Origin of the sequence: Oceanibium sediminis, from assembly GCF_003265325.1 — a bacterium.
GTDB classification, from domain to species: Bacteria; Pseudomonadota; Alphaproteobacteria; order Rhodobacterales; family Rhodobacteraceae; genus Halovulum; species Halovulum sediminis.
In genome coordinates this window covers 1-13,144 of record NZ_QGNX01000025.1, presented here as the reverse complement: position 1 = coordinate 13,144, position 13,144 = coordinate 1, and the positions used below count along the sequence as shown (strand labels likewise).

General features: G+C 59.8%; 12 protein-coding genes and 1 pseudogene. 12 read left to right on the top strand and 1 reads right to left on the bottom strand.

Features of this window, described 5'->3' with window-relative positions; translation table 11 throughout:
• Positions 1 to 168: 168 nt before the first annotated feature.
• Positions 169 to 945 carry an IclR family transcriptional regulator gene (locus DJ029_RS20970; protein WP_112324424.1) on the bottom strand — a complete coding sequence of 259 codons (777 nt, stop codon included), beginning with the start codon at positions 943 to 945 and terminating at the stop codon, positions 169 to 171.
• A gap of 128 nt (positions 946 to 1,073) precedes the next feature.
• Here DJ029_RS20970 and DJ029_RS20965 point away from each other — a divergent pair, with 128 nt between their 5' ends.
• The 12 genes and pseudogenes from DJ029_RS20965 to DJ029_RS22275 form a co-directional block, all read left to right on the top strand.
• Positions 1,074 to 3,050: an alpha-ketoacid dehydrogenase subunit alpha/beta gene (locus tag DJ029_RS20965; RefSeq protein WP_112324423.1), complete on the top strand. Its 1,977-nt coding sequence runs from the start codon at positions 1,074 to 1,076 to the stop codon at positions 3,048 to 3,050.
• 21 nt (positions 3,051 to 3,071) lie between these two features.
• A complete protein-coding gene (locus DJ029_RS20960; RefSeq protein WP_112324422.1) occupies positions 3,072 to 3,281 on the top strand; it encodes a tautomerase family protein in 210 nt (69 codons plus the stop codon).
• 26 nt (positions 3,282 to 3,307) lie between these two features.
• On the top strand, positions 3,308 to 4,162 hold the full coding sequence (locus tag DJ029_RS20955) for a sugar phosphate isomerase/epimerase family protein (RefSeq protein ID WP_112324421.1): 855 nt from the start codon (positions 3,308 to 3,310) through the stop codon (positions 4,160 to 4,162).
• Positions 4,163 to 4,203: 41 nt separating this feature from the next.
• Positions 4,204 to 5,259: a zinc-dependent alcohol dehydrogenase gene (locus tag DJ029_RS20950; protein WP_112324420.1), complete on the top strand. Its 1,056-nt coding sequence runs from the start codon at positions 4,204 to 4,206 to the stop codon at positions 5,257 to 5,259.
• Between the two features lie 67 nt (positions 5,260 to 5,326).
• The gene (locus DJ029_RS20945) at positions 5,327 to 6,085 is read left to right on the top strand and encodes an SDR family NAD(P)-dependent oxidoreductase (protein ID WP_112324419.1); all 759 of its coding nucleotides are present in this window, start codon (positions 5,327 to 5,329) and stop codon (positions 6,083 to 6,085) included.
• 60 nt (positions 6,086 to 6,145) lie between these two features.
• On the top strand, positions 6,146 to 7,090 hold the full coding sequence (locus DJ029_RS20940; RefSeq protein ID WP_112324418.1) for a Bug family tripartite tricarboxylate transporter substrate binding protein: 945 nt from the start codon (positions 6,146 to 6,148) through the stop codon (positions 7,088 to 7,090).
• A 71-nt stretch (positions 7,091 to 7,161) separates the two neighbouring features.
• A complete protein-coding gene (locus DJ029_RS20935; protein WP_157966478.1) occupies positions 7,162 to 7,626 on the top strand; it encodes a tripartite tricarboxylate transporter TctB family protein in 465 nt (154 codons plus the stop codon).
• A 9-nt stretch (positions 7,627 to 7,635) separates the two neighbouring features.
• The gene (locus DJ029_RS20930) at positions 7,636 to 9,138 is read left to right on the top strand and encodes a tripartite tricarboxylate transporter permease (protein WP_112324416.1); all 1,503 of its coding nucleotides are present in this window, start codon (positions 7,636 to 7,638) and stop codon (positions 9,136 to 9,138) included.
• A 272-nt stretch (positions 9,139 to 9,410) separates the two neighbouring features.
• On the top strand, positions 9,411 to 10,115 hold the full coding sequence (locus tag DJ029_RS20920) for an IS6 family transposase (protein ID WP_112324415.1): 705 nt from the start codon (positions 9,411 to 9,413) through the stop codon (positions 10,113 to 10,115).
• A 154-nt stretch (positions 10,116 to 10,269) separates the two neighbouring features.
• A complete protein-coding gene (locus tag DJ029_RS20915; RefSeq protein WP_112324414.1) occupies positions 10,270 to 11,361 on the top strand; it encodes a carboxynorspermidine decarboxylase in 1,092 nt (363 codons plus the stop codon).
• Positions 11,362 to 11,422: 61 nt separating this feature from the next.
• On the top strand, positions 11,423 to 12,658 hold the full coding sequence (locus DJ029_RS20910) for a saccharopine dehydrogenase family protein (protein ID WP_112324413.1): 1,236 nt from the start codon (positions 11,423 to 11,425) through the stop codon (positions 12,656 to 12,658).
• A 142-nt stretch (positions 12,659 to 12,800) separates the two neighbouring features.
• Positions 12,801 to 13,018 (top strand): annotated as a pseudogene (locus DJ029_RS22275) (IS6 family transposase); the annotation flags it as partial.
• Positions 13,019 to 13,144: the final 126 nt, after the last annotated feature.

Here is a 13,144-nt window from a genome sequence, read left to right as displayed (position 1 = left end):
CTCAGGCGAATGCTGCTTCCGTTTCGACATCTCTGATCTCCTTCTCGTCGAAGATCAGCAGACAGCAAATCATAGCTTACGTCAGCGTCCGATTTTCGGGGGGCAGCTCAGGGCAGCCATGCTGCCCTTGCGCAGGCCGGTTCGAATTCGTGTGACACAAGATGCCCTCTAGTTCGCGTTTTGCTGGCAGCAGTCAAACATTTCATCGAGGTTCTTCTTGTAGCTATCTTGAAAGCGGTGCGCAGGCATGGATGTGCAGATGGCAAAGTTTTCCCCGGCCAGATTTACCGGGACAGCGATACAGCACAGGTCGTCGGCGTACTCTTCTTCGTCGAGCGCATAGCCCTTGGTGCGGATCTCCTCCAAGTCTTTTAGAAGCTCTTCCTTGTTCGTAATTGTTCGCTCGGTGCGCTTCCTGAAGTCTATTCCTTCAACAATCGGATCCAACTCGGACGGCGGCAGATAGCTCATTAGCAGTTTTGCCGAAGCTCGCGCGTGAAGGTCGCCCCCTCTTATGCTGACCTGCGCGGATGCCTGAATCGCCCTGGTTCCCGGTTCGAACGCAAAGGAAACCACGTCCTTGTCTTGCCAGCGGCTTGCGTAGCTTGTCTCGCCGGTTCGCTGTGCGAGTTCACGGACCAGGTTTCGCAGGTGGTCAGGGACGGAAAACTGGCGGGAGAACCCGTCTGCGATAACGCCGGCCTTGATCCCGAGGGTAAACAGACCCTGCTCGTTTTTGCGTAGCAGGCCGGTCTCTCTCAGTGTGTGCAGAAGATGGTATGTCGCCTGCTGCGGCAGGCCGAGCTGCCGGCGAATGTCCGCAACATTCAAGCCGTTACTGCTGTTGGCGACGGCAAGAATGATACTTGCGGCGCGTGCTACCGACTGCACTCGTGGCTTCTCTGGTCCCCGGTCAACTTTCCCGTCGATTGGCTGATCGTTCATGAGTGCTCCTTCTGGACATCTTTATTCCGATTGCCGGTTCAGCCTCAAGGGTTGACTGGCGCCGGTCTGCTGGTTATCAATCAACACAATATAACATGTCTATCACAATATGACATTAGGAAAGTCGAATGCTGCAACAAATCCAAGCTGGCACAGCGCTAGATTTCTATCGGCGGATGCGTCTGATCCGGGGCTGCGAGCAAATCGCAATGGATCTGTCGACCGGTTCGGAGCCTTTCGTGGCCGGGTCCGTGCATCTTTGCGCAGGGCAGGAGGCGATCCCCGTCGGCACCAGTGCGGCGTTGCAGGATGGGGACTGCATTTCGGCCACGTACCGTGGTCATGGTTGGGCAATTGAATCCGGGCTCGGCGTTTTCGAGGTCCTGAGCGAGATCGCCCACCGTGCGACAGGCGTGAACGGCGGTCGTTCAGGTTCTGCCCTGATGATGGCCCCGGAGCGGGGGTTCATCGGTGAAAACTCCATCGTCGGCGCAGGTACGACCATTGCAGATGGTGTTGCCATGGCGCTGAAGCAGAAAGGCCAAAGCAACATCTCCGTTGTCAGCATCGGTGATGGCGCCATGAACCAGGGCGCGGTGCATGAAGCCCTGGTGTTTGCCGCTTTGCGCAAGCTTCCGGTTCTGTTCATCTGCGAAAACAACGGTTGGGCTGAAATGACGCCCAGCGCAGACGTCTCGCCGGTTGCGCGTCAGGCCAAGCGGCTCTCGGGCTATGGTGTCAAGGCTGCGACGGTTGACGGGAAGGACCCGGTCACGGTTCGCGATAGCGTAGCGGCCGCCCGGCAGGAAATCCTGCGTACCGGCATGCCGATCTTCCTAGAATTCACGGCGCCGCGACTCTGGGGGCACTACAACAAGGATCTGCAGCACTACCGCAGCAAGGCTGAGTGGGATGCGGCACAGGCAGACGATCCCATCGAACTTTTCCGCAAGCGCCTTGTCGCTGAGAAGCTTGCAACAAACGTCGTGCTGGATGAACTGGATGAGATCGTCGCGGCCGACCTGGCAGAGGTGGAAGCCAAGGTCCGCAGCGCGCCTGAGCCCGATCCCGCGACGGCAAAAGATCACCTGTATGTCGCTTCGGACAAATCCCCGATTGATGGTCAGGCCAAGGGCGAAGTCGTCGACACCACCTACGGCAAGGCAATCAGCGAGGCCCTGGCGACCGAGCTGGCGGCACGCCCCGAAGTGCTGGTCTACGGTGAGGATGTCGGCGGCGGGGGCATCTTCGGGTGCACCCGGGGTCTGAACAAGACCTTCGGCGACGATCGCGTCTTTGATACCCCGATCTCGGAGAATGCGATCCTGGGCTCCGCTCTTGGTGCGTCGATGTTGGGCATGCGCCCCGTCGTTGAAATCATGTGGGGCGATTTCGTGCTGGTCGCTCTGGACCAGATCGTAAACCAGATGACCAATCTGCGTTACCTGACCTCTGGAAGATCCTCTGCTCCGCTGGTTGTCCGGATGCAGCACGGGGTGACGCCGGGTTCCTGTGCGCAACACTCGCAATCCCTGGAAGCGATGTTCTTCCATGTGCCGGGCATCAGGATCGGTCTGCCCTCCACCGCGCAGGACGCGTATGACATGCTCCGCTCGGCAATTGCGCATGACGATCCTGTCATCCTGATCGAGTCCCGTCTCTTCTACCAGGACAAGGCCCAGATTACGGTTGGCGGCCCTGTTCAACCGATCGGCGGTCTTGCCCAGCGGCGCGAAGGCAAGGATGTCGCGCTGATCAGCTGGAGCACCGGCATGCCCGTCGTCGAGAAAGCGGCTGACGCTTTGGCTGCCGAGGGGATCGATGCAAGCGTGATCGATATGCGCTGGTTGTCGCCGCTCCCGCTGGAAGAGTTGATCGCGGCCGTTGAAGCATCTGGCCGTGCCGCGGTGATCGTGCATGAAGCGAACTTGACCGGCGGTGTCGGAGCAGAGCTGGCCTTGAACCTGCGTGAAGCCGGGCTGGACCGCGTAACGCGTGTCGCCACGCCGGACGTCCGTATGCCCGCGTCGCCCGCGCTTCAGGCCGCTTTGCTGCCGTCGCCCGAAGGCGTAGCTGCTGCTGCACGTCGCATCATCAAATCCTGATCAATCTGGAAGAAGCATCCCATGCCATATGTATCTATTCGCCTTGCCGGCGGCCCTGGACCAAGCAACGAGCAGTGTGAAGAGCTGATCGAGGGTGTAACCGACCTGATCGCGACCAAGCTGTCGAAGCCACGCGAAATGGTCATGGTCGTGATCGATGATATCGAGCCTACCCACTACGGGGTAGGCGGACGCTCGGTTCGCCGGATGCGAGAAGAAGCTTCTAGCTGATCGGTCGGCGCGAAGGGGGAGCAGAGATGGAAATGCGAGTTTCACCGCAACCGCACAAGGCTGGAAAATCCAACCTGGTCATGTGCGCGCAATGTGTCGGTGAGGTCGATTTCAGAACTCGTGTTGAAGCAGCTTCGGCTGCCGGGTTCAGTGGGATCGCCTATCGCACGGTCGATTATCTTCGTGACCGATCCTCGGGCATTTCGGACAAGGCCATGTTGGCCTTGCTTTCGGACACCGCGGTGGACCTGAGTGTCGTCGGCCTGGCGGACGGTTGGGGGAAGGACGTTCGGGATCTTCAGGATGCCGAAACCTTTCGTCACATGATCTCTCTGTTTCGCCCGCCCCACGTCAATGCAACTCTGATGCAGGCCGTCGACGACTTTGATGAAACGGTGGTGGCGTTTGCTCAGCTCTGTGACTTTGTCAGGGAAGCTGGCGATGCCGAGTGCCTGCTGGAGTTCCTGCTCTTTGGTGGAATTCGCAGTCTTGAGGATGCGTTGCGTGTCGTTTGCGGTGCGAACGCCGTAAATGGCGGCCTTGTCATCGACCTGTGGCAACTGCATCAGACCGGCGTGACACCCGCGGATCTGGCTCGGGTTCCTGAACGTCTGATCAAATCGGTGCAGATTTGCGATGTTCGGCCTGATCCTTTCGAAAGCATCCGGGAGGAGTCCCGCTCGGGGCGGGTACTTGCCGGAGACGGTGTCGCCGATATCGCGGGCTACCTTGGCGCCCTTCGCGCGATGGGTGCCGCCCCTCTCTACGAGGTTGAGGTGCTGGATGATGACTTGCGCAGCCACGGACCGATGGTTGCGGCCCACAGTATGTTCGACACATCGGCGCGCGCACTGGCCGCGTCGAGCGTATCACCCGGTTGAAGAAACGGGCGGTGTCCCGAACGTAGTTTTCAAGAGGCTTCATGATGTTACAGGCACTTCGCAAGATCAAAGCTGACGCCGGCGTTGCCATATGTGAGGTCGACGAACCCCTTCCCGGCAAGGATGAGGTTCTGCTTGAGGTGACTGCGGCTGGTGTCTGCGGCAGTGACGTCCACGTTGCCGACTGGACGCCCACATATGCGTTCATGACAAGTTGCCTTCCGGTAACGCTTGGCCATGAATTCGGTGGAACCGTCATTGCCGTCAATGAAGCGGCGGGTGGCGCGACACATGATATCGTACTTGGCCAGCGTGTCGTCGTCGCCCCGTTCCAATCTTGCGGTTCCTGCGTTGATTGCCTTGCGGGGCGTAAAGACGATTGCCAGTTCAAGCAGGGCTATCTTGGTTTCAGGCGTGACGGCGGTTTTTGCCGCAAGGTCGCCGTGCCCGCAGAAAACTGCATGCCTGTCCCCGCGTCGTTGGATGACGAGTCTCTGGCTTTGATCGAGCCAATCACCATCGGCGCGCAAGCCGTGGCGCGTAGCGGTATGAAAAAGGGTGCCAGGGTTCTTGTCGTCGGCCCTGGTCCTATCGGGCACTGCATCGCTCTGATGGCGGAATTCGAGGGGGCAGGGAGCGTTGCGATCGCGGGCAAGGACGACGCGGTTCGGCTGGCCTGCCTCAACGCGAATGGCTTTAGCACCACGATCGATGCCGGTGCAAAGCCGCTCGACGAAGCTGTGCGCGCCGTGGTCGGAGACACGCCCTTCGACATCGTCTTCGATGCCACCGGGGTGGGAGCAATATTCGAGCCCGCTCTAAGACTGCTGGCGCGGGGCGGGGCGCTTGTCACCGCTGGCCTTCCGGCGCGGCCAGTGCCCGTGGACTTCACCGCCCTGTCGCGCAACCAGCAGTCCATTGTCGGAACCCATCGCGCGCCGCCCGAAATCTGGCGGCGGACAATCGATATCGTGGCGACCAATCCGGATCGTTTCAAGGCGATGATCACGCACCGCATGCCGCTTTCTGAGAGCCCGCAAGCGTTCGAGCTTTGCCGCGAACGTCGGGCGTCCAAGGTGATCCTTTCAATGCAATGAACCGAAACGGCCTTTCGCGGGCGGGCGCAATGCAGAAGGCAGACGCGTTAGAGATGGATGTAGAGAAATGAACCTGAACGACGAAATGCTTCCGGCCTCATTGATCCGAGACAAGGTCGTGCTCATTACAGGCGCCGGTGCCGGTATCGGTGCTGCTTTGGCCGAACGCTTTACCGCGGACGGGGCCAAGGTCGTTGGGTGTGACCTTCCCTCCAACCTCGCCGCGGTCGAGGCGACGGGATGCGCGTTTTCGTCGGCATGCGACGTGACCCGCCCCGAGAATATGGACGCCTTGGTAAAAGCGACCATGGAGAAGTTCGGCCGTATCGACGGTGTGGTCGCGAATGCCGGAATCGCGGTTGACGGCGTGTTCGACGAAATCGACTGGGAGGATATCGAAAAGGTATTCCGCGTGAACATCTTCGGTGTTCTGCATACCATTCGCGCCGTTGCCCCTGTCATGAGGGCCCAGAAATATGGCCGGATTGCCGTCGCCGCCTCGCGAAATGCGCAAAGCTGCAAGTTTGGCCGGATCGGTTACAATTCGTCGAAAGCCGCCGTTGTCACTGCCGTGGGAACGATCGCGCGCGAGCTGGCCGGGACTGGAATTCTTGCCAATTGCTACATTCCCGGCCTGACCCGGACAGCAATTCGCCCGTTGCCCGATGGGAACCCGCCGGGAACTTGCTACCCGACAGTTCGACGCCTGCTCAGCCTGCCTGAAGAGGGGCCGAGTGGCCGCACGTTCTTTGGCGAGGACGAAATCCAAATTCTTCAGCCGCTGTCGAAGGAGATGCTTCTCAGCATCGACGAAACCGCTCGTTAGCGCGGTCGTCCCGGCAAGAACCAGTTCAATAAACCAAGTCAAAAAAGGGAGAACCACCTTATGAAACTATCCGTAAAGCAAATGTTCAGCGCTGTATGTCTGGCGCTGGTTCCGGGGCTGGCCCTGGCGGATTATCCGGAAAAACCGGTCACCATCATCGTGCCATGGTCTGCCGGGGGGGCCACCGACCTTGTCGCACGAACGGTCGAGCCCGTGCTGAGCGAAAAACTCGGTGCCGATATGGTTGTCAGCAACGTGACCGGCGCTTCGGGAACGATCGGTGCCGCTGAAGCGGCACGTGCCAAACCCGACGGCTACACGATCTTCTTCACGCCCCAGGGTCCGGTCACCATTCAGCCGCAACTGCGCAACATTCCCTATAGCCTTGATAGCTTTGTCGCTATCGGCCGGGTCTACTCCTCGCCGTATATGACGATGGTTGTAGAGGACTCCGAGTTTGCAACAATGGAGGACCTTCTGGCGGCGACCAAAGAGCGCCCGGGCGAGATCAACTACGCCTTCACCGGGATCGGGACGCTTCCGCATCTCGCCCTTACCGCGACCCAGCAGCATGTTGGCGTCAAGCTGAAGCAGGTGCCCTACAAAGCATCGGCTGAGGCTGCGAAGGCCGTTCTGGGCGGCGAGTCGCACGTCATGACCGAACAGCAGCAGACTGCTCAGCAGTTCGAAATGCGTCCGCTTGCTTGCTGGGGCGCTGAGCCCTGCAGCTTCTACCCCGATGTCCCGCTGGTTAAGGAATTCGGCATTGAATCGGTTGTCGAAGTGTCCGTTGGCTTCTACGCCCCGGCTGGAACGCCGGAAGACGTTCTCGCCAAGCTGAACGCCGCTTTGGAAGAGGCGATGAAGGATCCGAAGCTGGTTGAAGCTCTTGAGAAAATCCAGATCTCGCCGGCGTACCTGGATTCGATGGCCTTCGATCAGCGGATGCGTGCAGAGGTGGAAAACAACCGCTCTCTGCTCGGAGAGGTTGGCCTTACTCAGTAAATAGTATTACCGGACCGCAACGACGCATGGTGTTGCGGTCCGGTTCGTTCCGAATTCCTTGGGAGGGGAAGATGAGGCTGTCGAGAGATTTCATATTTGCATTCGGTGCCCTCGTTATTGCGGCTGTCTTCTGGGTTGAGTCCCTGAGCCCGCGTTACGAATCAGACCTGTTTGCCGGTTTTGGGCTGAATGCGCTGCAGTTCCCCCGTGTGCTACTCGGCATCTGGACCGGTTTGGCGCTGTTGCTCCTGTTGCAGTCCGTTGTGAAGACGGCATGCGATGCTGCGACGCCAATAGACTGGCGGCCGGCAATCTACGGTATGTGCGGGGCGTTCGGATACTTCTTTGCAATGATTTATGCCGGCTTCTTTGTTGCCAGCGTGATCTTCATGTTCGTGATGCCTGCAGTGCTCGGCTACCGCAAATATCGTCTTCTGGCTGTTTTGTCCCCGGTTATAACGGCGGGCGTGTGGGTCGTGTTCGTCCATCTGCTGCAAATCCAGCTACCGCGCATGTCGTGGTCCCCATTCTTCTAGGAGGCGCTTATGGACAATATCCTCACCTCACTGAGTATGATTGCCGATCCGTGGGTCGCGCTCGCGCTGATCGTCGGGACTGTTTTCGGTGTCATCGTCGGCGCGCTTCCTGGCCTCGGCTCCATTCTGGCTATCACGATGGTCCTGCCGTTCACGATTGCCATGGGGCAGGTTCCTGCTATCGCGCTGATCCTGGCGGTCTACTGCTCATCGGTCTTTGGCGGGTCGATCACGGCCATTCTGATCAACACGCCAGGAACGCCCCAGTCTGCCGCAACGGTTCTGGACGGGCACCCGATGACCCGGGCCGGAAAGGCGAACCTGGCCATTGGCTGGGCGACTGTTGCCTCTCTGATCGGAGGGATCTTCTCGGCGATCGTGTTGATCTTTGCGGCGCCAAAGCTCGCTAGCTTCGCCTTGCGATTTGGTGCGATCGAGACATTCGCCCTCATTTGCCTGTCGCTGACCTGCATTGTCAGCGTCTCAAAGGGCAGCTTGCTGAAGGGCCTGCTTGCAGGTGTGTTCGGGCTGTTCATCTCGACAATCGGGCCGGACCAGATGACTGGCATGGTCCGTCTGAACTTCGATATTTTTGAGCTGTCTGGCGGGTTCCAGCTGGTGCCGCTGGTCGTCGGGCTGTTCGCGTTCTCCGAGGTCTTTGTAAGGCTGTCGGAGCGGCGGTTCCAAGGGACTACCCCCACGTCCCCCGCTGGCTTTCGATTCCCCTCGTTGATTGAGCTTGCCCGGCGCTGGAAAACAGCCCTGAAGGGTTCGCTGATTGGCACGTTCGTCGGGATTCTGCCCGGTACCGGTGCTGCTACTGCAAGCTTCATGTCCTATGCGGAAGCCAGGCGGTCTGCCCGTTTCAAGGAAAAGTTGGGTCAGGGTGAGCCTGAGGGGATTGTCGCCTCCGAAACAGCCAACAACGCTGTTACAGGCGGTGCCCTGGTGCCCACGCTTGCGCTTGGGATTCCTGGCGATCCCGTGACCGCAGTCATGATGACCGCGCTCATCATGCAAGGCATCCAGCCCGGGGTGCGGTTGTTCGCCGACAACCCCGAGCTGATGAACGCAGCCTTCATGGTGTTGATCTTGGCGAATATCGCCATGCTGATTGTCGCGATTTTCGTAACGCCGTTCATCACCCGCGTCCTGAGATTGCCCGAGCCGCTGCTTCTAGCGATTGTGATGTTGCTCTCGACTGTCGGTGCCTATTCGGCCACCGGTCGGATGATCGATGTCTTCATCAGTATCTGTTTCGGAGTTTTGGGGTTCATCCTGCGGATAGCCGCTGTCCCAATCGCTCCCATTGTTATCGGAGTCGTGCTTGGCCCGATATTCGAGGAAAGCCTGCGGCAAGGGTTGATAATCACTGATGGGCACTTTGGGGCATTCTGGTCAATGGACCGGCCGATCGCCCTGACGTTGATCATCGTGGCGGTGTTTATGTTCCTCGTATCAATTCTCGGGGAACTGAAGCCGCGGCGCCGCGAGCTGGGGTATTCTGACTGAGTTGATCATGAGGCTGACAAGGCTTGCGGCTGATGGAGATGGTTTTTCACTGGGTGGTCCCGCAGAGGTGAAAGTGAAATTGTTTCAAGTGCTTCGATACCAGCCCCGCGATTATTCGTCTCGCCGTGATGCTTTACGTCCGGTTCCCTCTGTCGGTTCGGACGTCGAGGACCTGCAGTACGAGCGCGTCGTCGACATCAGTCATGAAACTGTGCGGCCTTGTCAGTACAAACCAGCTTGAGGCGGGCAGGGGCCTTTCGTAACGTCCGGCCATGACAAACCGGTCCCCATTCCGCTACTTCAGGACCAGCCCTGAGATCATCCGCTTGGCGGTCATGTTGTGGGTTCGGTTTCCGTTTTCCCTTCGCAATGTTGAAGACCTGCTGCACGAGCGCGGCATCGACATCAGCCATGAGACGGTCCGGTACTGGTGGCATCGGTTCGGTCTGAAGTTCGCAGGTGAGATCAGGAAACGTCGTATTGAAAGGATGAAGTCTAGCAATTGGCGTTGGCACCTCGACGAAGTCTTTGTGAAGATCAACGGTGAGCGGAACTATCTCTGGCGTGCGGTGGATCACGAAGGCGAGGTTCTGGAGAGTTTTGTCATGAAGACGCGTGACAGGAAGGCCGCCTTGAAATTCCTAAGGAAAGCAATGCGCAAGCATGGGCGGCCCGAGGTCATCGTGACGGACAGACTTAGGTCCTACGGTGCCGTTTTGAGGGAAATCGGAGCTGTCTCTCGGCAGGAAACCGGCCGCTGGGCCAACAATCGGGCGGAAAATTCGCACTTGCCATTCCGACGACGGGAGCGAGCGATGCTGCGTTTCAGACGAATGCGAAGTCTGCAGAAATTCGCCTCCGTCCACGCCTCGATATGTAATCTGTTCAATTCGGAAAGAAGCCTCCACTCGCGACCCAATTTCAAGCTCAACCGCGCCGCCGCTCTCGCTGAGTGGCGCCGTCTTGGCACAGCATAAGTGGCAGCTTCTCTGTCCTAGGAGAGACTGTTTCGCATTGGTCTGACAGCACCGTCGCCGGGCAAACAACCGCGCCTTCAACGGTTGTCTCGCGGGGTTCGGGCTTATATGGAGACTGACTTCGCGTGCCCAACCACCCGGGAGCAGCCGGACCATGCAGACCCCATACTACCTGATCGACAAGTCGCGCCTTCTTGCCAACATGGAAAAGGTCGCCCGCCTGCGCGAGCTGTCGGGCGCCAAGGCCCTGCTGGCGCTGAAATGTTTCGCCACCTGGTCGGTCTTCGACCTGATGAGCGAGTACATGGACGGCACCACCTCCTCGTCGCTCTTCGAGGTGAAGCTGGGGCGCCAGACCTTCCCCGGCGAAACCCATGCCTATTCCGTGGCCTGGGCGGATGACGAGATCGACGAGGTGCTGGCGTGCTCGGACAAGATCATCTTCAACACCGTCGGGCAGCTTGCCCGCTTCGAAGAGGTCAGCTGCGGCCACATCCGGGGCTTGCGGGTGAACCCCGGCATCTCGACCTCCAGCTTCGACCTGGCGGATCCGGCGCGGCCCTTCTCGCGGCTTGGCGAACATGACCCGGCGGTGATCGCGCCGGTTCTCGACCAGGTCAGCGGGTTCATGTTCCACAACAATTGCGAGAACGAGGATTTCGATCGCTTCGACGCCATGCTCGGGGCGATCGAACAGCGGTTCGGCCACCTCATCCGCCAGATGAAATGGATCTCGCTGGGTGGCGGCATCCATTTCACCGGCGAGGGCTACCCGCTCGAACGGCTGGCCGAGCGGCTGAAGCGCTTTGCCGGAGAGAACGAGGTGCATGTCTACCTTGAACCCGGCGAGGCCGCGATCACCAAGACGACGACGCTGGAGGTGACGGTGCTCGATACGCTCCATAACGGCAAGAACCTCGCCATCGTGGACAGTTCGATCGAAGCGCATATGCTGGACCTGCTGATCTACCGCGAATCCGCGCGGCTGGAGCAGTCCGGCGACCACAGTTGGATGGTCTGCGGCAAATCCTGCCTCGCCGGCGATATCTTTGGCGAGTTCCGCTTCCCCGCACCGCTGAAGCCGGGCGACCGGATCAGCATCCAGGACGCGGCCGGGTACACGATGGTCAAGAAGAACTGGTTCAATGGGGTGAAGATGCCCGCCATCGCGATCCGCGACCTGGACGGAACTGAGCGCATGGTGCGCGACTTCACCTACGAGGATTTCAGGGCAGCGCTTTCCTGACCATCCGGACGGAGCATCCACGCCGAACCCCACCCAAGGACATAGAAGGAGGTCCCTCGAGTTGAAACGAGACGTTCTCATCATCGGCGCCGGCGGCGTTGCTCAGGTCGTCGCGCACAAATGCGCTCAGAACAACGATGTGCTTGGCGCGATTCATATCGCCAGCCGGACGCTTTCCAAATGTGAGGCGATCCTTGAGTCGGTCCGCGAAAAGAATGCGCTGAAGGTCGAGGGCGTCCTGGCGGCCCATCAGGTCGACGCGATGGACACGGCCGCCGTCGCGGCCCTGATCCGCGAGACCGGGGCGCAGATCGTCATCAACGTGGGGTCGGCCTTCGTCAACATGACCGTGCTCGACGCCTGCATCGAGACCGGCGCTGCCTATATCGACACCGCCATCCACGAGGATCCGGCCAAGATCTGCGAGACCCCGCCCTGGTACGGCAACTACGAATGGAAGAAACGCGATCTCTGCGCCGAGAAGGGTGTGACCGCGATCCTCGGCGCGGGCTTCGACCCGGGCGTGGTGAACGCCTTCGCCCGCTTCGCCATCGACCGGCTGGACGAGGTGACCTCAATCGACATCGTCGACATCAATGCGGGCAGCCACGGCCGCTACTTCGCGACCAATTTCGACCCCGAGATCAACTTCCGCGAATTCACCGGCACCGTCTATTACTGGGAAGACCGGCAGTGGAAGGAAACCAGCATGTTCGCCTCGGGCCGCGACTGGGACCTGCCGGTGGTCGGCACCCAGCGGGCCTACCAGTCGGGCCATGACGAGGTGCATTCGCTGGCGGTCAACTATCCGCAGGCCGACGTGCGCTTCTGGATGGGCTTCGGCGAGCATTACATCAACGTCTTCACCGTTCTGCAATCGCTGGGCCTGCTGTCGGAACAGCCGGTGACCACCGCCGAGGGGCTCGAAGTCGTGCCGCTCAAGGTGGTGAAGGCGGTGCTGCCCGATCCCGCCTCGCTGGCGCCAGATTACACCGGCAAGACCTGCATCGGCGACCTGGTGAGGGGCGTGAAGGACGGCAAGGAGACCGAGATCTTCGTCTACAACGTCGCCGATCACAAGGACGCCTACCAGGAGGTCGGATCGCAGGGCATCTCCTATACCGCCGGCGTCCCGCCGGTGGCGGCGGCGATGCTGATCACCTCGGGCGAATGGGATGTGGGCACGATGAAGAACGTCGAAGAACTCGATCCTAAGCCCTTCTTCTCGATCCTCGACCGGATCGGCCTGCCGACCCGGATCAAGGACGAGATGGGGGACCGCCCCTGGAACGCTTGAGCGGACCCGGAACGATCCCGAACGCGGCCGACTAGACCGGCGGGAGTGGGCAAAACATGGTGGTCATGCGGCCAACTTGCCTACGGGCACTGTCAGAGGAAACCAGCTTGAGGCGGGCAGGGGCCTTTCGTAACGTCCGGCCATGACCAAACAATCGCCATTCCGGACTTCCAGACCAGCGCTGAGGTCATCCGCTTGGCGGTGATTCTTTACGTGCGGTTTCCGCTATCGCTCCGGAATGTAGAGGACTTGCTGCACGAACGCGGGATCGAAATCAGTCACGAAACGGTCCGGTTTTGGTGGAACAGATTTGGCCCGATGTTCGCCGGCGAGATCCGCAGAAATCGGGTAAAACGGATCGTTCCTGTGACCTGTCCCGATTTTCAGGGCCATCCATAAATCGAGTTTGCTCTCCATTTGTGTGCCATCATTCGGCGGCGTGAGCAATGGGCGCGGGCGCGGAGCCCTCAGATAGCTCAAGCGGCT